The following is a 19,954-nucleotide window of genomic DNA, read 5'->3' on the forward strand; positions in this document are numbered from 1 at the left end:
CGCTTAGAAAGGACAAACTATGAGCGCATTTCATGATGAAGTAACCATTGATGCCCCAGTTGAAGAAGCATTTGCATTCGCGGCAAATCCGGAGAATGCTGTGCGTTTTATGGAAAATGTGGTAAAAGTTGAAAAGCTGACAGACGGGCCTGCTGCAGCAGGGTCCAAATACCGGGAAACGCGGGAAATCAGAGGAAGACAGGCATCCGCTGTTATTGAATTTACAGAATACGTACCCAGTGCGAAATTTTCCGTCAAGAGTGAAATGAACGGAATGGAAACCGTGTATCACTATTCATTCACCAAGGCGGGAACTCAGACCGTCATCCGCTTTGAGTGCGAAATCACCGCAAAAACGCTCAAGATGAAACTGATCAAGCCTGTTTTTGTGAGAATCATGAAAAAAGAAGACGGCGATCATTTGAAACATCTGAAAAAAGCGATAGAATCACAAAAGCAAAGCGAATAGCCAGCTCCTTTATAATCATAAACCCTGGTACCCGGCATATACTTTCTTGTAAAGCATTTAAACCGGGAGGGAAGCTCGCTTGAAAAAACATCAATCTGTGAAAAATCCTCCGCTGCTGTATATTGTCCAGCCGGAATTTGAACCAGTGCTAACGTCCATGCAGAAAACCTATGTGATGAGAAAAAATCCGCCGGCAGAGGCGGCCGCTCCTGCACCTGCAGAGCCTGCTGCGAATGAGGCGGCAAAAAAAGCTGCGCCTGTTCAAAAAGAGCAAAAACTCTCTAAGCCTCTGCACTCCTTCAATGACTTATCGAATGAAGAAAAATTGCAGCTGCTTCTTCATTTGCCTGACCGCCTGTCGAGTCTCAACTGCAGCATCTCAACAAATGTGCAGACCTATATCGGCAAGGTGACGGAATTTAAAGAGAACTGCGTGACGATAAACGGAGAAAAAGTAAAGCTTGAAGACATTCAGTCTATTACGCTGAAAGGCTTGTAAAAGTGTCCTGCCGGGACGCTTTTTTTTGTTTAAAAAAAGAGCGCCATATTTGGCGCCCTGTGGCATGTTATTGCCCTGACTTAATCATGGAATTCAAGTGTGCTTCTTTAATCCGCTCATATTCAAATGCCTGAGCAAGTTCTTCCGGCAGCATATCTGTTTTTCTGACAAACTTTTCCCGGGCAATGTCATACATCTCATACGGGAACAGCATGTCGATATACATAACCTCTTTCTGTTCGTCAGTCAGAGGATTGACGCTTTCGTATGCATTCATCATCAGCTGAAATCTCGCTTCATCCCACTCGCCTGTTGTATCGAGGAGAGGAATTATCATTTTGCGCAAATCACGGATCGGCAGATCATATGAGACTGTATCAAGGTCAATGACCCAAATTTTCCCGTCCTGCCCAAGGACTGTATTGCCCGCGCCGTAATCCTGGTGGCAGAGAGTAGGGTTAGCGGACTGCTGTTCAATCCACGGAACATACTTGGAGTTCATCAGACGCTCAAGTGTTTCTCTTCCCTGCTTAATGAAGTAATCGATTTCCTGAATATACAGCTGGGAAAAAGGATTGTCTGGAGTGCTTTGCGCGATGAGCTTCCATGATTCCATCTGCTGGCACCTTTTAATGTAATGGTTCGGCCAGCGTCCGAGCTTCTTAAAGACTGGAATCCCTTCCGGCGGATGATAGCCTTCTGACCAGAGGTGAAATTCAGCAAGACCTTTCATGACCACTTCAAGGTCCGGATCAACGGCTAAATCGAATACTCCGCCTTCAATCCAGTCATACAAAACAAACAAAAACGGCCCCTGTTTAGTGAAAAGCATATCGTTTTTGTTTCGGATAATGCCGGGAACCCTGCCGCCTTTTTCTGCTAAGTAGTTTTGAGCATTGATGGAAAAAAGAGCTTTTTTCTCCGGGCGGTGGATCCTCTTGAGACAAACGGGTCCATTTGGAGTATGAATTTTCCACACGAGCGCCATTTGGCCGCCTTGAATAACTTCTATCCGGTCAACAGCCACGTCCCAGCTTGTGATAATATATTCAGCGAGCTTCACAAGCTTCGCTTCCTCTTCAGGAGACATCACATACAGTTCTTCTTCTTCCTTTTCTTCCTTCTTCTCCGCTTTGATTTTCTTACCTTCCGTCACCGTTTTCACTTTAGGTGCCTCAAGCGCAGGAAAAGTTTTTTTCTTCTTTTTTTCTTTTTTTGGTTTTGGTTTTACCTCTGCTGCAGGGGAGACGTTTTCTGCAGTCATGCTGCTCTCTTGCAGAGATTCCTTCTGAACTTCAGCCTCTGGTGCATCTTCTTCTGACTCTGGAGAGAACTGCAGCATGGCGTTTTTTCTGGATTTGCTTTTTCCTCTGTTTTTCTGTCCTTTTCTTTTTCTCACGATATTAAGCTGCTCTTCTTCAGCAGCAGATTCCGCCTTTTCTTCTGGAGTTTCCGTCCGCTGTGGAGTGTTTTTACGGTCAATAAGTGAAAATACATTGAACGTTTCCTCTGAGGATTTCGAGGATCCTGTGTTGTTGTTTTCCTCCAATATGGTCACCATCCCATCCTTTTATTTCATAGACTATGAAACAAAGCCGGTTTTTGTCATGGGGTAAATGCCGGCGTTTTATTGATGAGTTGTCCTTTTTTAGTAATTGCACCAGATTCATTAGGAATTCCGCCTTTTTTTAAATAGTTCCTTAGAGAAAGGCACATAGCTTCCTGTGTTTCCGTATTTTAGGATAAGGGCTTACTAGATGAATGGAGGTACCGTATGAAGATTGCATTAATCGCAACTGAAAAACTTCCTGTTCCCGCGATAAAAGGGGGAGCGATACAGATTTATCTGGATGCCATTGCTCCTCTTATTGCTCAAAAGCATGACGTGACTATACTTTCCATTACTCATCAGGATCTTCCTGATCAGGAGACACGGAACGGGGTTCAATACATCCGATTTGCTGAAAGCGAGTATTTATCTTCGCTTGGCGCGCACTTGAAAAATGTGAAATATGATGTAATTCACTTATGCAACAGGCCGGCGTGGGTTACGGTTCTGCAGGCAGCAGCACCGAACGCGCGCTGGATTTTAAGCGTTCATAATGAAATGTTCGCTGTTGAAAAAATGTCTGATGAAGAAGGAAAAGCTTGTATTGCAGCTGTGTCGCAGATTGTGACGGTAAGCGACTATATCGGACGAACGATTACAGACCGTTTTCCCCAGGCAAAAGGAAAGGTGAAAACCGTTTACTCCGGAGTGGATTTAAAGACTTATTTTCCGGACTGGACGACTGAAGGACGAAGGCTGAAAGAAAAAGTCCGCTCTGAGCTTAATTTGAAAAACCAGAAAGTTATATTGTTTGTAGGAAGACTGAGCAAAGTAAAAGGACCTCATATTCTTCTGCAGGCCATGCCTGAAATTTTAAAGAAGCATCCGGACACTGTGATGGTCTTTATCGGATCAAAATGGTTCGGCGATAACGAAGTAAATAACTATGTAAGGCATTTATATACGCTTGGCGCCATGTATCCTGAAAATGTTCAGTTTATCCAGTTTGTGCAGCCGAAGAACATTCCGACTCTATATGCGATGTCCGATATTTTTGTCTGCTCATCGCAGTGGCAGGAGCCGCTTGCGCGTGTTCACTATGAAGCGATGGCCTGCGGTTTGCCGATTATTACGAGCAACCGCGGAGGAAATCCTGAAGTGATTGATGAGGGCAGAAACGGCAAAGTTATTAAGGATTTTGAAAATCCTGATGCTTATGCAGAGGCCATTATTTCTCTTCTGGACAGTGCGGGCAAGCGGAATGACATGGGAAAATACGGCCGTGCAAAAGTGGAGCGCGATTTCAGCTGGAGCAATGTATCAGGCAATTTGCTCAGTGTGTACGAGAATAGAAGATAGAGAGGGGGAAGCATCTTGGATACAGAAGTCAATCAGCATGAACTGCAAATGGACATTATGAATTTGTACCCTTTTGAGGTGGAATCGATCACCCTGCTGACGAACAAAAGCGGCAGAACAACATGGAAGATTGAGACAGCCCAGGGTGTAAAAATTTTAAAACGCGTTGTGATGAAGCCTGCAAGAATGCTGCTTATTGCAGAAGCACATGAACATCTGCAGGAAAAAGGACTGCCGATTGCCCGCATTCACCGGACAAGAGCAGGTGCCATTTGCGTTGGCGCCGGAAAATCCGCCTACGTCCTTTATGACCTGCAGCAGGGGAAAGAAGTACTCTACTATGATAAAGCGCAGATGCTGAACATCATGGAGTTTATTGGAGCATTCCATCATACGTCACAAGGATATATGCCGGATGAGATGAGCAAAAAGAGAAGCAGACTCGGCAAATGGCATAAGCTTTTCAGATGGAAGCTTCAGGAGCTTGAAGGCAATAAAATGCTGGCTCTTAAATCCGACCAGGAAAATAATCTGCCTGCGCCTGCTGTCATTGACCCCGATGCAGAACAAACATGGCTGCAGGATCCGTTTTCAAAAATGGTCATCGAAACCATTGATGAGATGATTTTGAGGGGAAAACAGGCACTTCAGGAACTTGATGCAGGCCAGTATGATCAATGGACGCTTGAATGCATCGAATCAAGAATGTTCTGCCAGCAAGATTTTACGCTTGCCAGATTCATTGAAACAGAAGAAGGCCTTTCGATGAAAGAACTGCACTCCATCACATCTGATCTGCCGTCAAGAGATCTGAGAGTCATCTTAAATAAAATGATGAAAAAGATGTCAGTCTGGGATTCAGACCTTGTCGTCGAACTTTTGAGAACCTATGACAAAATCCATCCTTTGACGAAAGATCAGTACAAAGTGCTGTGGACTGATTTGAAATTCCCTCATCTCTATTGTTCCATTGTCCATAAATATTTTCTTGGACAAAAGACTTCATGGTCGGATGAAAAATATATCTGGGCGCTGCAGAACATCGTTTCTGTTGAACAGTCCAAACAGGAATTTCTATCTAACTTTGAAGAATTCTATTCTAAGATAAAGGCGCAGGGAGGGTGATACAATGAGTACAAATGAATTTCAGGAGATTCCTAAAGTCGAGCTTGTAAACTTTTCTTTTTCTCCTCCCGGGCCGATGGGGTGGAGTGCTGCAGAGTATGAAACGATGCTTGAAGATCCGGAAACGTTTCTTTCACAGAATAAGTACCGCAAAGAAGAACCGCCAACGGGAGACGTTGAATTGATTGAACTTCCCATAAAGACGCGGAAGCCTCAGGAAGCATACGTGCCGGTACCAGAAACAGTGTTGCCTCCAGTATCTGTTCAGGAACATACACTCGAAGCAACAGCATTTCCTCCTGCAGCTGTTGAGGAAGCAACGCATGAAGCAGCAGGATCTCCTAACACAGCTGTTGCGGAAGAAACACATGAAGCAGAAGTTCCTATAGCATCTATTGTAAAAGAAACACTAGAAGCAGAGACCATTTTAAATGAAGAACCTTCAGAAATAAAACAAGACGTTTTAATGCAACAGCAGGGAGAAGCAGCAAACTTCATTACGATGTCAGAACATGTGTCACAAGATCAAATGGAAGCAGTACAGAAGACAATCAATACTTCCATGAGTCTCATTGAAATGTTCAGCGCGCTCAGCAAGCAGGAGCAATTCAGCGATGAACTTGAATCCGTTCAGGAATCCATGTTCAGATCGAAGAGAAAATCGAAACACCGCAATTCAACGAGAAAAAACAGAGTATTTTTTATGTAAAAAGAAGGATAAGAGCTTTAAAAAAAGCACATCATCATGGTGTGCTTTTTATTATGCTCTCCGTTCTTGTCCTGCTGGAAAGAAACTGGATATGGGTCAAAAAAAAAACGGCTCTCAGCCGAGTTACTGCGCATTCACATAGATCGATTCAAGTTTTGCTGCAGTATGCTGAAAGGAGAAGTTCTTCTCAGCGTACTGCCTTCCGTATTTCCCTAAAGAAACGGCGCCGGTGCTGTCAGCAAGCAGCTGCGAGATGGCTTCAGCAAACGCATTTGTCTGGTCGTATTCTTTGATGATAAGGCCGTTCATATGATGATTGATCACTTCCGCATTGCCCCCGCGGTCGGTTGTAATAATCGGAAGGCCTGCTGCCATGGCTTCGTAATGAATCCGGGCGAGCGGTTCGTGCCACTGGGAGCTGCAGACGAGGAGGTCACCCATGAGAAGGATGTTTGGAATGTCTTCGGATGGAATGTATTTTGTAAAAAGAACATGCTCGCCTAATTTGGCTGCTTCATCGTACAGGAACTGAACATAGTCGTTGATGCCGTCTTCGCTGAACCATTTGCCGCCAACGATGACAAGAACTGAATCGGGGTGTTCCTGGATCACTTGCTTCATCGCTCTGATCAGCAGATGGGGGCCTTTCGTTCTGCTCAGCCTGCCGATGAAGAGAATGGCTTTTTTTCCGTTTAGTCCATACTTCTCTCGCCAGAGTGCTCGTTTTTGTTCTCCTTCGGCTGAATCTCTTTGCAGAAAAGATGAGAAATCAACGCCTGAATAGACCACGTGTGATTTGGCCTCAGCATCAGGATAGCGGAACGTGACCGTCCTCTTGATATATTCGCTGACTGTTGTAATGGCGTCGCACATGCTCAATGCTTCAAGCGCCTGCTCCCGCTTCAATTTTCTAGTGGAAAACATGTCGTTGTGAAGGCTGACAAACAGCTTGCTTTCCGGCGAAGCCTGTTTGTATCGCCAAAGTTCGCCTGGCCGATTGAAGACGTGAATATGAGAATAGAATTTGTCTTTGATATCTCCCGCTGTTTGTTCGTGAAAGGACGGTCTTGGAAACCGGATATACTGTATTCCGTTATGTTCATTTGTATCAGGCAGCAGAGGGTCTGTAATGGAATAGACCGTAACTTCGTGATGCCGGCTGAAATAAGGGAGAATGCCATCGAGCATAAGCTGGATGGCACCACCTTTTACAGCAGGGGACGGCAGTTTTTCTGTGCAGATAAAGGCGATCTTCATAGCGGATCCCCATGCATGATGCGTTTCATATAGTCATATTCTTTTCGCAGTCCCTCTTTCAGCGGCACATCCGGGGAATAGCCGAGCACATTTTTTGCAAGGGAAATATCTGCATGGGTGTGTTTCGGTTCGCCGATTGCCGCATCCAGAAATTGAATATCTGCTTTCCGGCCTGTAATCAGCTCAATCTCTTTGATCAGGTCAATGACGGATGCCCTTTCTTTTCCCCCGATATTAAAGATCCTGCCAATTGTGTGATCAGCATTCATCACAGCAGCGGTGCCTTTCACACAATCATCTATATAGGTAAAATCCCTCGTTTGAGAGCCGTCTCCAAAAAGGGTAAGCGGCTGATCTGTCATGATTTGTTTGAAAAAGCGGTGAAAGGCCATATCAGGTCTTTGCCGCGGGCCGTAAACGGTAAAATATCTGAGGATCACGGCAGGCACTCCAAAATTATGGTTGTAGACAGAGCACAGGTGTTCACCCGCAAGCTTTGTGACGCCATAGGGGGAAAGTGGATCAGGCATCGCGTCTTCAGAAACTTTTCCGTGTTTGTAGCCGTAGATGGAGGACGTAGAGGCATAGATGAATTTCTTAAGTGTTGTGCCTTTAGCCGCTTCCAGCAGTTTTTGCGTCGCCAGAATATTATTTTCTGCATAAGGATGAAAGTCTTTTCCCCAGCTTGAACGAACGCCGGGAATGCCCGCCAGATGATAGACGACATCTGCTTTTTCTATTAGCTCTTTGCAGTCAATTTCCATTATGGATTTTCTGATGAGCTGAAACCGGGGATGGGTTAAAAGGTTATGCAGATTTATGTTTTTTAAAGGCTCCGGCACAGGTCCGATCATGCAATCAATGCCGGTAACGGTATGCGCCTCATTTTCCAGCAGTTTTTCGCATAAATGAGATCCGATAAAGCCTGCACAGCCAGTTACAAGAATGTTCATAGGCGCCCAACTCCTTCATAGATAAGTCCTGCTGCGCGTATCACTTCCGGCACAAGGCAATTTCTCGCATCCAGAAGCGTCTCGCCTTTCATGAGCTGTTTAACCCTCTGCCAGTCAAGATTCTTGATCTCCTGCCAGTCCGTTGCAAGAATCACGATGTCTGCTCCTGTAACCGCATCGTACGGATCACTGGTCTGTTTCACGCCGCTCAAGTGTTCAGGAAGAGTTGCTTTCGGATCATAAGCAGATACTTCACAGCCCGCTTTATTCAGGGCATGAATCAGTGCTGCAGCGGGAGATTCGCGGATATCGTCTGTATCAGGTTTAAAGGCAATCCCTAAAACCGCGGTCTTCACAGCCGGAAATGCAGGAACCAGTGATTTCAGTTTCTCAATGTAAACGGTCAGCTGACTTGCATTCACTGATTGAACCGCATCAAGAATAAGCGCTTCAATGCCGCTGCTTTTAGCTGTGTAGCTTAATGACTGAAGATCTTTCGGAAAACACGAACCTCCGTAGCCGATTCCAGCCTGCAAAAAAGAAGGTCCAATCCGGTTATCCAGGCCAATTCCCCTGGCCACATGCGTAATATCCGCTCCATATTTTTCGCATACTCTTGATATTTCATTGATAAAGCTGATTTTTGCAGCAAGAAATGCATTTGATGCGTATTTAATCAGTTCAGCTCCTTCATAGTTCGTCACCAGTTCAGGGGCATCAATTCCTGCGTACAGCTGTTTCAGCAACTGAAGGACCCGCTCATTTTCCTCGTATAGTCCATAAACCATTCTGTCTGGGAACAGCATATCCTTAAGGGCAGAACCTTCCCTTAAAAACTCGGGATTAGATACAATGTCAAGAAGATCAGGGCCGTAGCCTTTTTCTCTGAGTGAGTTCAGAACAGCACGGTTTGTTCCCGGTGGAACCGTACTTTTAATGAGGATTACTTTATAGGCTGCAATGTTTGCAGCAGCATCTGCCAGCGCTTTATAAAGAAAGCTCAAATTTGAGCTGCCATCTGGAAGGGAAGGTGTCCCCACTGCCAGAACGATTATTTCCGCCTGGTTAATACCTGCAGCGAGATCATCTGAAAAACGGAGCCTGTTTTTATTTTCTTCAATCAGATCCTGAAGTCCAGGTTCATAAATGGGTATCCTTCCGGCCTGCAGCATGGTGACTTTCTTTTTATCCTGGTCGATGCATGATACCCGGTGGCCAAGACTTGAAAGAACGGCTGCCGTTGTCAGGCCCACATAGCCTGCACCAATCACGCACACATTCATTGTAGAAACCCCTTTCTAAAAACCTTCTCCCATAACCTATTATGAAACATGCATAAAACGTTACTGAATCGGGATAAAAACTTGTGAAAGGGTGCTTTTTCTCTGGACAATATGCACCAAAGTCCATAGATGAATAGGCTGACAGCATAAAAGATGAGTGAAGAGGCACAGCTGTGCTCTTAAGAGGAGGAGTGAATCTTTCCAGATGGAAACGATCGCGCACTATCTTATGGAAGATGTGAAGGTCAATCAGCGGTTTATCTACAATCAGATGGTCTATCAGGGAAAATACCGGTCAATTGTCATCGGGCCTTTTCAAAGAAAGGAAGATACGGAGTTTACAATGGACCATTTCTATAATTTGAATGAAATTTCAGATTTGGCGTCTTTTTTCAAGGAACAGGAAGTGGCCGCCATCCACGCACATCACGGCAAGCATGCAGTGGATGTGTTTCCGCTTGCCATGCAGCAGCAGCTTCCTTTTATCATCAGCATTCGGGGATCAGACGGATCTTCTCAAAGTGAAGTTTTATATAATAAGAACTTTTCACGTTACCGGACGATGGTCGCATACAGCAGCCTGTTTGTTCCTGTATGCGAATACCTTGGAAATGAGCTTCTAAAGCTTGGTGTTCCAAAGAACAAGATGAACGTGCTCTACGGAGGAATCGATTTGGATGTGTTCCCCTTTCAAAAACGGATTCCGCCTGAGGACGGCGAATTTGTCATGATATCGGTCGGCAGGCTTGTCCAAAAAAAGGGCCATGAAACCCTGCTTCGCGCCTTTAAAAAAGCCCATGATCAATTTCCGAAAATAAAGCCTAAAATTATTGGCGGCGGGAAAGAACGGCTGAACCTTGAAGCGCTGATAAATGAATTGAATCTGGAAGGGTCGGTTTCGCTTCCCGGGAAAATGAGCCTGTATGACATTGCGGAAGAGTTAAAAAAAGCCCATCTATTTTGTCTGCCCAGCGAAGTGGCTCCAAACGGTGACGTTGAAGGAATACCTAATGCGCTTAAAGAGGCAATGGCAATCGGGCTCCCGGTCATTTCCACCAGACATGCAGGAATACCCGAACTGATTGCGCATCTGAAGACGGGGTATCTAATTGAAGAAAGAAATGTGCAGCAGCTTGCAGACGGAATGCTTTCCTTTCTCAGGTCAAGCGATGCATGGGGAGAGTATACTCATGCAGCAAGAGCGGTCATTGAGGAGAAATTCGATTTAAGGAAGCAGCTGATCAGACAGCATGAAATGTATGAGCGTTTTTTGAAGATGAACAGAAGATAAACGCAGACCGGGGGCTGCGTTTATTTGCGTTCCAGCATATTCCGGTTTGCCCCAAATACTAAGTCTGGAAGGGCGGCAATTTCAGGTCGGGTTAAAAAATCCGTCAGCCGTTCTTTTTCCCGTTCTGTCACTTCCCAATCCACAGGAATGGCGTCCACGATTTCCGCTATTTTCTGTTTGTTTATCGACATGATTTTTTCTGCAAATTCATACAGCGGGTCAGCATCAGGGAGCAAAGAACTGGCCCATTTGTAAACAGGCATATCCAACCGGTAGACTGGCGTGTCCCGAAGAGTATGCATATCCCAGCTGTACATGCCGGGAAAACACCGTCCATGATCAATCATCCAAAAGAAAACGCTCCCATCCTTCTTTTCTTCAAAAAGAATATTCGTACGGCTTCTGTCATTGTTATTGAGCCACTGATCAAAAATAAGCATGCCGGCAAGGGCATCTTCGTTTTGCACATACATAGCTGCTGAAGACTCTTGAAGTTCCTGATAGGATTTCACTTGATTTAGATAAGGAATGGCAAGATGTATTCCAGCCCGGTAAGTTCCGCGGCTGTCAGCCGGAATTTCCCCAAGTGATCGTTCAGACAGTTCTAATGCAGCAGCGGGCAAAACAGGGAGCCCGAGAAGCATCCCGAGCTTTGCCGCCAGCCATTCATTCACTAGTTCCCGCTTTCGATAATCCCGCACTTTGTAAAATTTCACAACATACAGACAATCATCAGTGAACTGAAACAGATGAGCATAATTTCCTTCAAGTGTCTTTACGTATTTGACAGGCTGAAACCCCTGCTGAGACATATCCCATCCCCCTTAAGCCGTTACTCGTCTTCGCTTCCGACCGTTTCATCTCCGAGAGGCATTTCAATGCCGGTGATTTCATCAAGCTCAAAAGAAACGGACTCTCCTCCGTTTTTATAAAAGCGGTCAATTAAGAAGGAGGCCGTGCCGGATTGCTCATCAAAAGATTCAAAGGCTGCCTCATAATAGACTTTTTCTCCAGCGTGGACATTCACTTCGTCGCCTGGTGCAAGTTTTGCAAGCTTCATAGAAATATCATCCTGACTTTCATTGTTGAAAAACAATACTTTGCTCATAATATCCTCCTCAAACGTCCATTTACTAAACAGTATATGTAGGTGAGCCCCGGAAAGTATGGATATTTGACCAGTAAACCGATAACTTCGGCATAAACACTAAAGCAGCTCATAAAATGTAACATCATTCGTTTGAAGAAAAGGAGACATCTATGATAGCATGGATTGATTTTCTATTATTGTTTCTTGCGAGCTTCAGGCTTACAAGATTGCTTGTATACGATAAAATAACCGCCTTTGTCAGACGTCCCTTTCACAGGGAAGCAGAAGAAACGCTTCCCGATGGCAGCACGATTGCCTATATTGAAATAAAGGGAGGGGGCCTTCAGAAGTGGATCGGCGAATTGCTCAGCTGCTACTGGTGCACCGGCATATGGACATCGGCCTTCCTGTACGGAATCTATGTTTACATGCCTGATCTTGCCTCACCGCTTATTTTGATTCTTGCAATTGCAGGGTGTGCAGCGATTGTTGAATCCATTATTGAAAAACTGATTTTTTAATAGAAACCGGGAAGGAGTCTTAATGGGAGACTCTTTTTTGTTTTTTTTCAGTTTATGGCCGGATAAAAAATACCGGCGGATTCCCGGCCGGCTATTGTAGGCTTATTTTATTCAAAGAAGGAATTCCATTTGGGAGCTCTTTTGCATAAACAAATCCGTTTACCGCCGCCGCGCGTTCAGGAGGAAAAGGAAAGGAAATTTCAAAACTTGAAAAGACGAGCGTCTGGCCGGGCTCAACCAGATTTTCTTTTAGGGGTTTCAGCCAGTATTGGCCGTCTGTCCGCACGCGTTCCCGCCAATTTTCATGAACATGCCTCCAGAGAGGTCCGGGTGCGTCATCAAATAGGTTCGTGTCATCCATCTTACGCTGAAGAATGATTTTTCCGCTTAGTGAACCGTAGGAGACAGGCGTAATCTGCAAGCAGATGACCGGCTGCTGAAGAGGCTTATTTCCGGTGTTTTTTATCACAAAATCCCCGAAAACGGTCAATGGCTCATCGTCCTCTTTTGGCAGGAGAATGGATGCCTGAAAGTGGGCTGTTGCCCCAATGACCGGCGCAATGACAGCAGGTTTCGCCTGTTCTTCCTGCATGAGCAGTTTTTTCCGGAGATCAGATGACCGTTTTTTTTCTTCCTCAAGCGCAACTTCGAGGGTCAGAACTTTTTTTTCGAGTTTGAACACTTCTTTTTCAAACTGATCAGTATGAGTGTGAAGAGCCTCATTCAGCTTTTCCTGAAGATACTGGTTGCGGATCAGCTCTTTTTTTACTTGATTGTCTGCCTCGTTCACCAGCTGCTGCATACGGCTCAGTTCAGAACGGTAGTGGAGGATTTGCTGCTGCAGCTGCAGCGTGCGTTCACCTGCATTTTGGCTATCCTGCTTTTTCATGTCGTGAAACTCCTTTCTGAACTTCCTACTGCATATGTATGAAGAAAAGGTGAAAATCAAACCAAAAAAAATAAGAGGCTGTATAAGAACAGCCATCTTATGTTTTTAGTGCACTGGGAAAATATCAGGGCATTGCGGCGGGAATTTGTCTTTCATGTCACATACATTGATTGCTTCTGTCAGCTCTTCGCGAGGCTTGCAGATTTTAGCTTCTACTTCAAGTTTCACATCAGCTTCCATTTGTACGTCTAAGCAGAATGTAATGGATACATCAAGCTGAGAGAATACGTCTGTGCAGACTAATGTTGCGTCACATTCGAAGTAGTTTACGTGACATTCAAGCTCAGTTCCTTCTGGAGCGCAAAGGATGAATGTTTGAGCAGTTGCAAACGGAATCGCTTTTGATTCACAGATGACATCGTCATTTGCGTCAAGAAGCTCAACTGTTACAAACCCTTTTACAAGAACTTTCACTTTTTGCAGTGTTACTTCGTCACCATTTGGAAGGTTTACTGTTACATCTGTGCGTTTGTCATATGGTGAAATTTCCATGCAAAGGAATGATTTGCTGTCGTCGCCTGTGTCGATGCGATTTCCATCTTTATCGCTTAGGAAGCAGTTCACTGTAACGTCTTTAGAACGTCCCTTTTTCTTAAGAAATTTACAGATGTCGTCTGTCTTGCCATCGCAGTCAAACAAATTATCTAGATCGCAGTCATTTACACTGATTAGCGGCAGGTCCACTGGACGTGTAACCCAGTCATACACTTTGCGTGTTTTGATGCATACTTTTTCTTTTTCTTTTCTGGAATGACTCACTGTTGTTTTCCTCCTATCTTAATTTCTCCCGTCCATTTTAATGAACAGATACATTAGGTGTCGGGACTAATGTATAGTATGTTTTTTCCCAATTTGTGTGCCGTGATAAGAGCGGAAATTTAGGTGAATGTCAGTTTCCTGCATAATTCGCCTGCTGGCTGAATTTCATATTAGTAAGGGAATAATTCAATATATGGATGGGGGAGAGGAATGTGACAAATCAGCAGACGGAAAACATCAAAGCCCTTAAAGCAAGAATTACTTATTTGCAGAGAGAGCTTTCCCATACAAGGGCACAGCTGCTTGACTATGAAGATGACGGTTCTTATCAGGAGCTTCTTAAAGAAAATAAAGAATTGAAGGAAAAGGTATCTCTGCTTGAAGGAGAAAACCTTGTTCTATTTGAACTTCTAAAGAAAAACAAGAACTCTGAAGAAGAAAATGATGCAGTCCATGCGGATAAATATTATGATTCCTGGTTTATCAGCAATCTGAAAAACCAGGCGGCAAAAGACAATAAAAAGACAGAAGAGTAGGCTTCAAGCAAGATTATTGGTACTTTCGCTGAAGTCAAAGCCCTTTCTTCTGACATAATGTAGAAATAGGAACAGCAAAGGGAGGATCAGCATGATTTATAAAAAAAGCTCAAAAGCACCAAAAGTAAACAGTGCCGTGTACCATGGCTCTTCCCAATACAGTCAGCAGCAATTAAGCGGCGGCAAAAAAGCAGGCTGCGGCTGCGGCAAGAAAAAAATCGTTGTAAAAGATTAATGGAAACAAATAAACGTCCCCTGATGTCAGGGGGCTTTTATTTTGTCTATGATCTCTTGCGAACAGAGTATAGTCGGCGGGAATAGGCTGGGAGTAGAGGTGAAGTTCATGAGCAAGCTGAGCGGTGAATTTGAAAAGTTTATGGATAATCATTTCGGCCGTCATGATGACATACAAACAAAACATTCAAAATGGATGGGGCAAAAGGAAAAGGATCTTGGTGCCCTTGAGCGTACGGCCGATGCATTTGAAAAACGAATGGAACAGTTGGCAAATGATGCGGAAAGATGGATGTCAGATCAGGAAAAACGCCTTAAAAAGTAAATTTCCGCAAATAGCCTGATGAATCTGTCCAGCCATTCAAAGCTGTCTGACATATGATGTAGAGACGAAAGGCAGAGGGAGGTGGCTAAGATATGGGTTACGGATATTATGGCGGCTGTGGTTACGGCGGCGGTTACGGCGGTGGCGGCTACTACGGTTCTACATTTGTACTAATCGTAGTATTGTTCATCCTGTTGATCATCGTAGGTGCTTCTTTCTACAACTAATTGAACAGCTTTAACTGAGCAGAAGGTACGGGCGAGAGTCCGTACTTTCCTCTTTTTATTGAGGTCGGATTATGAAAAAAGATAGGCACACACAAGACTCAGTTTCATAGGATATATCATCGTAAAGGAGGCAGCAAAAAAATGGATAATCACTTCTTTAAAAACCTTGAAAAGAAAACAGGTGTAAACATGAAGGAAGTTCTTGATCTTGCCAATTCCCTTCAAAACGCCAACTTCAAAGATGAAAATACGGTCCGCGGCGTCATCCGCCGTGTATCCCAAATTGCCAACAAGCCGGTTAATAAAGAGATGGAAGACAAAATTGTAAACAGCATCGTAAACGGCAAAGAAAAACTTGATTTCGGCACAATCTCAAAAATGATCAATAAGAAATAACGAAAAGACCTCTCAGCCGAGAGGTCTTTTTGCGTATTTAGGGTGTAATCAGCCCTCTGATAAACCTTGAAGGTATCGCCCGGCGCCCTCTTCTGTACTGGGGAACCGATACGGAGAGTGACGTCCTCGCTCTTGTCATTGCTACATACATAAGCCTGCGTTCTTCTTCAATCGGCTTTTCATCCCCTTTGCGGAAGGAATCAAGGGCGAAGTCATGAGGCAGTCCTCCGTCAACGGCACCCAAAATATAAACATGCTCATACTCAAGCCCCTTTGCACGGTGCACCGTCATAAGCTGCACCGCATGAGGATCCCGTTTTTGCCGCCACTCTTTTGACTTTGCGGTCATATGATCGGCATGTTCAAGAAGCTCAGCAATCGTTTCGAATTTGCCGGCAAGAACTCGGACATCCTTCAGGTCATCAGAGCCTTTTTCAATGGCGTTGCCTTCATTTCCGCGTTTTTTCAGGAAATCTGAAAAACCCATTTCCTTTTCAATGACATCAATGGCAGCTGCCGGCCGCATCAGACGTAGCTTTTTAAACAGCGGAACGATTTTCTTGATTTTTGCTTTTTGAAACGGCTGCAGGGACTGGAGCTTGGCGAGGGCTTCTACAAATGTACAGTCATGTGTAATGGAAAATGCTTTAAGGTCATTTAACGCGCTTTGTTTAATAAACAGCGCACTCATGACGTGAACAATCGCAGCAGAATCATCGGGATTCAGTCCAAGCCGTAAATAGGCAAGAAGTGATTTGACCATTCTTCTTTCATAAAAAGACAGTCCTTCCTGTTCAATCGTAAACGGGATGCTTGACTGCGCAAGGCGTTCAAAAATGGCCCGTCCCGACGTGTGAGTCCGGTAAAGAACGGCAAAATCGCCTGGCTTTGACCCGCTTTCAAGCTTTTCCTTCATATCATTTACAACAAGCGTCGCCTCTTCTTCTTCATCAAATGGAAAGAAAAACAGGGGAGGTATGTCATTTTGATATTGCGCGTTCATCGCTTTTTGATGCCGCTGCTTATTTTTGGAGATAACGGAATTCGCGCTTGCGACGATCTCATGGCTTGAACGGTAATTCTCAGCCAGTGTCACGATTTTCGCCCCCGGAAAATCATGCTTGAAATTAAGGATGAAGGAGGGATCGCTTCCTCTGAACGCATAAATCGACTGATCATCATCCCCGACGACACAAAGCTGATTTGTACGGGAAGAAAGCATCTTTAAAAGCTCATATTGCACAGGATTAATATCTTGAAACTCATCGACGAGAAAATACTCAAACCTTGCCTGGTAAGCTTTAAGAAGCTCCGGATTTTCTGAAAGTAGCTCATAGCATTTGATAAGCATGTCATCAAAATCGAATTGTCCCTGGGCACTTTTCATTTCTTCGTAGTTTTTATAAAGAGTCAGCACCTGTTCTTCAAATTCGTCAGCAGGCTTGATTTCGCCTGCTGTCAGGTAGGTGTTTTTCCAGTAGCTGATCTGCTGGAGGGCCTGGTCATAAGGGAATTCCTTCTCATTGAGTCCCAGGTCTCTGCCGGCCGTTTTAATGTACTGCTCTTTCTGCCAGTCCCATTTAATCAGATGCTGTCCGTTCCATCTTTCTGGATCGCTGTGCATCAGGATTTTGTAAAAAATGCTGTGAAAGGTTCCGCAGACAAGTCTTCCGGCACCATGTACAGCATGTTCGCTCAGCCGGTGCTTCATTTCCTGCGCCGCTTTGGACGTGAATGTGACGAGCATGATTGAGCCAGGGTCAATGCCCTGCTTTTCCATCATGTATAAAGCCCGTGTTGTCAGAACTCTTGTTTTGCCGCTGCCTGCCCCCGCAAGGACGAGAAGCGGTCCATCTATTGTTGTTACAGCTTCAAGCTGAGTATCGTCCAGGCGTATTTCAAGGACGCTGTTTGCCGCTGATTTTTCTTTGATTTGAAGCGGTCTGTCCATCTTTGCAAGCTGATAAGACTTCCAGCCGGTTTCTTTTTTATCACTGTTCTCTGAAATGGATCTTCCTGCAGGCAGCCTGAAGCCGTTCAATTCCTTATAAACCGCCTCTTTGGATGCTGCCGACTCCTGAACGGCCTGACTATACTGCTCACACTGTTCGTGAACGGAATGATCCGCGTGAATAAAAGCGGGTTCATGTTTAATGCTCATCTGCATTTTCAGCGGCTGGCCGCAGCATGCACAATGAAGTTTTCCGTGCAGGCTTGCTTCATATATCTGCTGATAGCGTTCTCTTGCAAGGTACGGGAGCTGAATGTATTCATCTTTATATTTTCCGCAAATCAATGAAAGTCCCCCCGATTCATTTATGTAAACATCTATTCTCATTTTAAAGTCACAAACCTTATCTTATCAAAAGGAGAGAAAACAAAAAAGGGGCAGGATAATTCGTTTTAAAGGACGAATGTATGGGAATAGTCTCTTAAAAGGGGTGATGAAGATGAGTTTTGCCGTACCGCCAGTGCCTGAACAGTATGTACAGTATGCAAACCGCATGGTGAAACATCAGCAGGATTATGCAAAAGTACCTGGTGCAGCACGCATCACTCTTTCCCTGTACCCAAGAGAAGAGGTAAAAGAAAAAGCCCGGCCGGAGGAAAAACGGACGGACCAAAAAGCTGTAAGCAAGGTGACCGGAAAAGGACTGCTTTTCAGCGAATCCATTTAAAGAGAAGGAAAGAAGTTGAACGCAATGAAATTCATACAGCTCAGCGAAACATGCTATTATTTTGAATCACCGGTAAATATCGGGTATATAAAAAGCGGGGAGAGCGGTATGCTGATCGATGCCGGCCTTGACCGGCAAGCTGCGAAAAAGGTAATCAGCCAGCTTGAAAAACATGAGCTGCCCCTGACTCATCTCTTTATTACACACGCCCACGCTGATCATTACGGGGGAGCTTCATACATACAGGAACAATTGGCTGTTTATACGTTTGCATCAAAAGAGGAAGCTGCGATTCTGCGGAATCCCGTTTTGGAACCGCTTTATTTATTTCATGGTGCGCTGCCGCTCCCTGAACTGCGGAATAAATTTCTTGAAGGACCGCCTATTGCTGTTGATGAAGAGGTGACAGAAGGGACTTATTGGTTTGGGGAGCAGTCATTTGAATGTATCGCTCTTCCTGGACACAGTCTCATGCAGATGGGAGTGCTTTCGGATGGCATTCTATATGCAGCAGATTCCTATTTCGGTGCAGAACAGCTCTTCAAACATAAAATTCCGTATATCATTGACGCGGAGGAAACGCTTCATTCTCTGAACAGGCTCCTGGAACTGAATGCTGCAGGTGCTGTTCCGGGGCATGGAGCCTTTGAGGCATCATTTAAAGACACGGTAAAAGTGAATGCTTCCTATCATTTGAAGGTACTTGATTCACTTGAAAAAAAATTGACCCCATCAGGAATACCATTTGATGAGGTCATTCAAAGCATGTGCGAAGAATATGATGTGGCTGCTGAAAGACTGTCATCGTGGCTTTTATACCGCACGGCCATCACAGCGTATTTGACGAAACTGATAAAAGAAGAGAAAGTAGAGTTTATAATCAGAGATGCGATGCTTTTTGTTCGAAGCAAAAATTAAGAGGTCGGCTTGAATTTCTGGAGAAACAGGCCGTCTCCTTCCAGCCATTCCGCATACAAAACTTCCCTGTAACCGGTAATACTGCGGGAGGCAAGTTCGTTTTTCAGCCATTCCTCTGAGAAGCCGGCCTCATGAACATTATCAAGCAGCACCTCACCGTCAATGATCATCGTAAAAGGCAGGACTGCGCGTTCTATAGGCAAATTGAAATCACTCTTTGTAGGAGATTCAAACTGCTGCTTTTTCAGAAGATTGATGGTTCCGTCCGTTTCAAGCACCGCATAAGCCACTTCTCTTATTGAAAACGCACCTTTTGCTCGAAGCAGGTGCTGCAGCTGATTGATATCAAGCTTGCTTTTCTTCAGGGCTTCACGGTTAATTTCACCACTGTGAATAACAATGGTAGGCCTTCCTTCAAGAAACGCCCTCGTTTTTTTCCACTTTTGCGTGATGATCTCAAGCAGATAAATGAGCACCCCCCACACAGCAATGGCAAACAGAATTTTCAAGATGCCCGTGTCATCATCAAATACCGCATTTCCCACAAGCTCTCCAAGCACTAAAGCGGAGATAAAATCAAACGTTGTAATTTGCGTGATCTGCGTCTTCCCAAGCATTCGGGTTAAAAAAAACAGGCCAATAAAACCAATAATCAAATCCATCCCAGTATGTACAAATTCCATTGGATTAAAATGCAAGAGATCCACGACTTCACCCGATTTCAATAGGAGATGCCATTAGCATGCGCATTTTTGGGGATATTCATGTTTTTGTTTTGGGCAGGTGTGAATGGTGGTTAAGGGTAGATGACCGTTCTGAGCAACGAG

General features: G+C 44.6%; 24 protein-coding genes. 14 read left to right on the forward strand and 10 right to left on the reverse strand.

Going from position 1 to position 19,954, the window contains the following annotated elements; genetic code table 11:
- Nucleotides 1-19 precede the first annotated feature (19 nt).
- Nucleotides 20-469, forward strand: a complete 450-nt coding sequence (locus tag JOJ89_RS05195) for an SRPBCC family protein (RefSeq protein WP_203289758.1) — start codon at nt 20-22, stop codon at nt 467-469.
- 79 nt (nt 470-548) lie between these two features.
- Entirely contained in the window at nt 549-968 is a 420-nt protein-coding gene (locus JOJ89_RS05200; protein WP_203289759.1) for a CotO family spore coat protein, read from the forward strand.
- A 67-nt stretch (nt 969-1,035) separates the two neighbouring features.
- Here the strand turns inward: JOJ89_RS05200 and JOJ89_RS05205 are convergent, their stop codons facing one another.
- Complete coding sequence (locus tag JOJ89_RS05205) at nt 1,036-2,058, reverse strand: spore coat kinase CotI (RefSeq protein WP_051827147.1); 1,023 nt, start codon at nt 2,056-2,058, stop codon at nt 1,036-1,038.
- Between the two features lie 684 nt (nt 2,059-2,742).
- Between JOJ89_RS05205 and JOJ89_RS05210 the strand changes: the two genes are divergently transcribed.
- From JOJ89_RS05210 to JOJ89_RS05220, 3 genes are read left to right on the forward strand one after another with little or no spacing between them, the layout of a single operon-like run.
- Nucleotides 2,743-3,876: a glycosyltransferase family 4 protein gene (locus tag JOJ89_RS05210; protein WP_203289760.1), complete on the forward strand. Its 1,134-nt coding sequence runs from the start codon at nt 2,743-2,745 to the stop codon at nt 3,874-3,876.
- A 48-nt stretch (nt 3,877-3,924) separates the two neighbouring features.
- Entirely contained in the window at nt 3,925-5,001 is a 1,077-nt protein-coding gene (locus JOJ89_RS05215) for a CotS family spore coat protein (RefSeq protein ID WP_481825271.1), read from the forward strand.
- 4 nt (nt 5,002-5,005) lie between these two features.
- Entirely contained in the window at nt 5,006-5,710 is a 705-nt protein-coding gene (locus JOJ89_RS05220) for a hypothetical protein (RefSeq protein ID WP_029282543.1), read from the forward strand.
- 123 nt (nt 5,711-5,833) lie between these two features.
- Here JOJ89_RS05220 and JOJ89_RS05225 read toward each other — a convergent pair whose 3' ends face one another.
- From JOJ89_RS05225 to JOJ89_RS05235, 3 genes are read right to left on the reverse strand one after another with little or no spacing between them, the layout of a single operon-like run.
- Nucleotides 5,834-6,967, reverse strand: coding sequence for a glycosyltransferase family 4 protein (locus JOJ89_RS05225; RefSeq protein WP_203289762.1), 1,134 nt, complete (start codon nt 6,965-6,967; stop codon nt 5,834-5,836).
- A complete protein-coding gene (locus JOJ89_RS05230; RefSeq protein ID WP_203289763.1) occupies nt 6,964-7,920 on the reverse strand; it encodes an NAD-dependent epimerase/dehydratase family protein in 957 nt (318 codons plus the stop codon). The genes JOJ89_RS05225 and JOJ89_RS05230 overlap by 4 nt, the downstream gene beginning before the upstream one ends.
- On the reverse strand, nt 7,917-9,203 hold the full coding sequence (locus JOJ89_RS05235) for a UDP-glucose dehydrogenase family protein (protein WP_203289764.1): 1,287 nt from the start codon (nt 9,201-9,203) through the stop codon (nt 7,917-7,919). The genes JOJ89_RS05230 and JOJ89_RS05235 overlap by 4 nt, the downstream gene beginning before the upstream one ends.
- A 205-nt stretch (nt 9,204-9,408) precedes the next feature.
- On the opposite strand from JOJ89_RS05235, the gene JOJ89_RS05240 reads away from it, so the two are divergent.
- Complete coding sequence (locus JOJ89_RS05240) at nt 9,409-10,494, forward strand: glycosyltransferase (RefSeq protein WP_203289765.1); 1,086 nt, start codon at nt 9,409-9,411, stop codon at nt 10,492-10,494.
- Between the two features lie 20 nt (nt 10,495-10,514).
- Here the strand turns inward: JOJ89_RS05240 and JOJ89_RS05245 are convergent, their stop codons facing one another.
- Together JOJ89_RS05245 and JOJ89_RS05250 are read right to left on the reverse strand one after the other, a co-directional pair.
- A complete protein-coding gene (locus JOJ89_RS05245; RefSeq protein ID WP_029282534.1) occupies nt 10,515-11,306 on the reverse strand; it encodes a HipA family kinase in 792 nt (263 codons plus the stop codon).
- Between the two features lie 20 nt (nt 11,307-11,326).
- Nucleotides 11,327-11,602 carry a hypothetical protein gene (locus JOJ89_RS05250; protein WP_051865048.1) on the reverse strand — a complete coding sequence of 92 codons (276 nt, stop codon included), beginning with the start codon at nt 11,600-11,602 and terminating at the stop codon, nt 11,327-11,329.
- Between the two features lie 152 nt (nt 11,603-11,754).
- Between JOJ89_RS05250 and JOJ89_RS05255 the strand changes: the two genes are divergently transcribed.
- The gene (locus JOJ89_RS05255) at nt 11,755-12,105 is read left to right on the forward strand and encodes a DUF1360 domain-containing protein (protein WP_029282531.1); all 351 of its coding nucleotides are present in this window, start codon (nt 11,755-11,757) and stop codon (nt 12,103-12,105) included.
- A 91-nt stretch (nt 12,106-12,196) separates the two neighbouring features.
- On the opposite strand, the gene JOJ89_RS05260 is transcribed toward JOJ89_RS05255, so the two are convergent.
- Together JOJ89_RS05260 and JOJ89_RS05265 are read right to left on the reverse strand one after the other, a co-directional pair.
- Complete coding sequence (locus JOJ89_RS05260; RefSeq protein ID WP_029565161.1) at nt 12,197-12,994, reverse strand: hypothetical protein; 798 nt, start codon at nt 12,992-12,994, stop codon at nt 12,197-12,199.
- A 105-nt stretch (nt 12,995-13,099) separates the two neighbouring features.
- Complete coding sequence (locus tag JOJ89_RS05265; RefSeq protein WP_029282527.1) at nt 13,100-13,813, reverse strand: BMQ_0737 family morphogenetic spore coat protein; 714 nt, start codon at nt 13,811-13,813, stop codon at nt 13,100-13,102.
- Between the two features lie 212 nt (nt 13,814-14,025).
- Between JOJ89_RS05265 and JOJ89_RS05270 the strand changes: the two genes are divergently transcribed.
- The 5 genes from JOJ89_RS05270 (at nt 14,026) to spoVIF (ending at nt 15,531) form a co-directional block, all read left to right on the forward strand.
- The gene (locus JOJ89_RS05270) at nt 14,026-14,349 is read left to right on the forward strand and encodes a hypothetical protein (protein WP_029282525.1); all 324 of its coding nucleotides are present in this window, start codon (nt 14,026-14,028) and stop codon (nt 14,347-14,349) included.
- A 91-nt stretch (nt 14,350-14,440) separates the two neighbouring features.
- Complete coding sequence (locus JOJ89_RS05275; RefSeq protein ID WP_158001587.1) at nt 14,441-14,584, forward strand: hypothetical protein; 144 nt, start codon at nt 14,441-14,443, stop codon at nt 14,582-14,584.
- 42 nt (nt 14,585-14,626) lie between these two features.
- Nucleotides 14,627-14,908: a hypothetical protein gene (locus JOJ89_RS05280; protein ID WP_139015472.1), complete on the forward strand. Its 282-nt coding sequence runs from the start codon at nt 14,627-14,629 to the stop codon at nt 14,906-14,908.
- Nucleotides 14,909-15,000: 92 nt separating this feature from the next.
- A complete protein-coding gene (locus tag JOJ89_RS05285) occupies nt 15,001-15,135 on the forward strand; it encodes a YjcZ family sporulation protein (RefSeq protein ID WP_081414023.1) in 135 nt (44 codons plus the stop codon).
- 141 nt (nt 15,136-15,276) lie between these two features.
- Complete coding sequence (spoVIF, locus tag JOJ89_RS05290) at nt 15,277-15,531, forward strand: sporulation-specific transcription regulator SpoVIF (protein WP_029282521.1); 255 nt, start codon at nt 15,277-15,279, stop codon at nt 15,529-15,531.
- Nucleotides 15,532-15,568: 37 nt separating this feature from the next.
- On the opposite strand, the gene JOJ89_RS05295 is transcribed toward spoVIF, so the two are convergent.
- Nucleotides 15,569-17,827 carry an ATP-dependent helicase gene (locus tag JOJ89_RS05295; RefSeq protein WP_035206459.1) on the reverse strand — a complete coding sequence of 753 codons (2,259 nt, stop codon included), beginning with the start codon at nt 17,825-17,827 and terminating at the stop codon, nt 15,569-15,571.
- 154 nt (nt 17,828-17,981) lie between these two features.
- On the opposite strand from JOJ89_RS05295, the gene JOJ89_RS05300 reads away from it, so the two are divergent.
- Both JOJ89_RS05300 and JOJ89_RS05305 read left to right on the forward strand, forming a co-directional pair.
- On the forward strand, nt 17,982-18,209 hold the full coding sequence (locus JOJ89_RS05300) for a hypothetical protein (protein WP_029565163.1): 228 nt from the start codon (nt 17,982-17,984) through the stop codon (nt 18,207-18,209).
- 24 nt (nt 18,210-18,233) lie between these two features.
- Complete coding sequence (locus JOJ89_RS05305) at nt 18,234-19,127, forward strand: MBL fold metallo-hydrolase (RefSeq protein WP_029282515.1); 894 nt, start codon at nt 18,234-18,236, stop codon at nt 19,125-19,127.
- Here the strand turns inward: JOJ89_RS05305 and JOJ89_RS05310 are convergent.
- Nucleotides 19,124-19,810, reverse strand: coding sequence for a DUF421 domain-containing protein (locus JOJ89_RS05310; protein ID WP_203290260.1), 687 nt, complete (start codon nt 19,808-19,810; stop codon nt 19,124-19,126). The genes JOJ89_RS05305 and JOJ89_RS05310 overlap by 4 nt on opposite strands.
- Between the last annotated feature and the right edge of the window lie 144 nt (nt 19,811-19,954).

Origin of the sequence: Metabacillus sp. cB07 (assembly GCF_016839225.1) — a bacterium.
GTDB lineage: Bacteria > Bacillota > Bacilli > Bacillales > Bacillaceae > Bacillus_P > Bacillus_P indicus.

Bases quoted from the DNA above. Each gene is read 5' to 3' on its own strand.
- JOJ89_RS05195 (WP_203289758.1), top strand. From the start codon at position 20: ATGAGCGCATTTCATGATGAAGTAACCATTGATGCCCCAGTTGAAGAA.
- JOJ89_RS05205 (WP_051827147.1), bottom strand. From the start codon at position 2,058: ATGTCTCCTGAAGAGGAAGCGAAGCTTGTGAAGCTCGCTGAATATATT.
- JOJ89_RS05210 (WP_203289760.1), top strand. From the start codon at position 2,743: ATGAAGATTGCATTAATCGCAACTGAAAAACTTCCTGTTCCCGCGATA.
- JOJ89_RS05215 (WP_481825271.1), top strand. From the start codon at position 3,925: ATGGACATTATGAATTTGTACCCTTTTGAGGTGGAATCGATCACCCTG.
- JOJ89_RS05220 (WP_029282543.1), top strand. From the start codon at position 5,006: ATGAGTACAAATGAATTTCAGGAGATTCCTAAAGTCGAGCTTGTAAAC.
- JOJ89_RS05225 (WP_203289762.1), bottom strand. From the start codon at position 6,967: ATGAAGATCGCCTTTATCTGCACAGAAAAACTGCCGTCCCCTGCTGTA.
- JOJ89_RS05230 (WP_203289763.1), bottom strand. From the start codon at position 7,920: ATGAACATTCTTGTAACTGGCTGTGCAGGCTTTATCGGATCTCATTTA.
- JOJ89_RS05235 (WP_203289764.1), bottom strand. From the start codon at position 9,203: ATGAATGTGTGCGTGATTGGTGCAGGCTATGTGGGCCTGACAACGGCA.
- JOJ89_RS05240 (WP_203289765.1), top strand. From the start codon at position 9,409: ATGGAAACGATCGCGCACTATCTTATGGAAGATGTGAAGGTCAATCAG.
- JOJ89_RS05245 (WP_029282534.1), bottom strand. From the start codon at position 11,306: ATGTCTCAGCAGGGGTTTCAGCCTGTCAAATACGTAAAGACACTTGAA.
- JOJ89_RS05250 (WP_051865048.1), bottom strand. From the start codon at position 11,602: ATGAGCAAAGTATTGTTTTTCAACAATGAAAGTCAGGATGATATTTCT.
- JOJ89_RS05255 (WP_029282531.1), top strand. From the start codon at position 11,755: ATGATAGCATGGATTGATTTTCTATTATTGTTTCTTGCGAGCTTCAGG.
- JOJ89_RS05260 (WP_029565161.1), bottom strand. From the start codon at position 12,994: ATGAAAAAGCAGGATAGCCAAAATGCAGGTGAACGCACGCTGCAGCTG.
- JOJ89_RS05275 (WP_158001587.1), top strand. From the start codon at position 14,441: ATGATTTATAAAAAAAGCTCAAAAGCACCAAAAGTAAACAGTGCCGTG.
- JOJ89_RS05285 (WP_081414023.1), top strand. From the start codon at position 15,001: ATGGGTTACGGATATTATGGCGGCTGTGGTTACGGCGGCGGTTACGGC.
- spoVIF (WP_029282521.1), top strand. From the start codon at position 15,277: ATGGATAATCACTTCTTTAAAAACCTTGAAAAGAAAACAGGTGTAAAC.
- JOJ89_RS05300 (WP_029565163.1), top strand. From the start codon at position 17,982: ATGAGTTTTGCCGTACCGCCAGTGCCTGAACAGTATGTACAGTATGCA.
- JOJ89_RS05305 (WP_029282515.1), top strand. From the start codon at position 18,234: ATGAAATTCATACAGCTCAGCGAAACATGCTATTATTTTGAATCACCG.
- JOJ89_RS05310 (WP_203290260.1), bottom strand. From the start codon at position 19,810: ATGGAATTTGTACATACTGGGATGGATTTGATTATTGGTTTTATTGGC.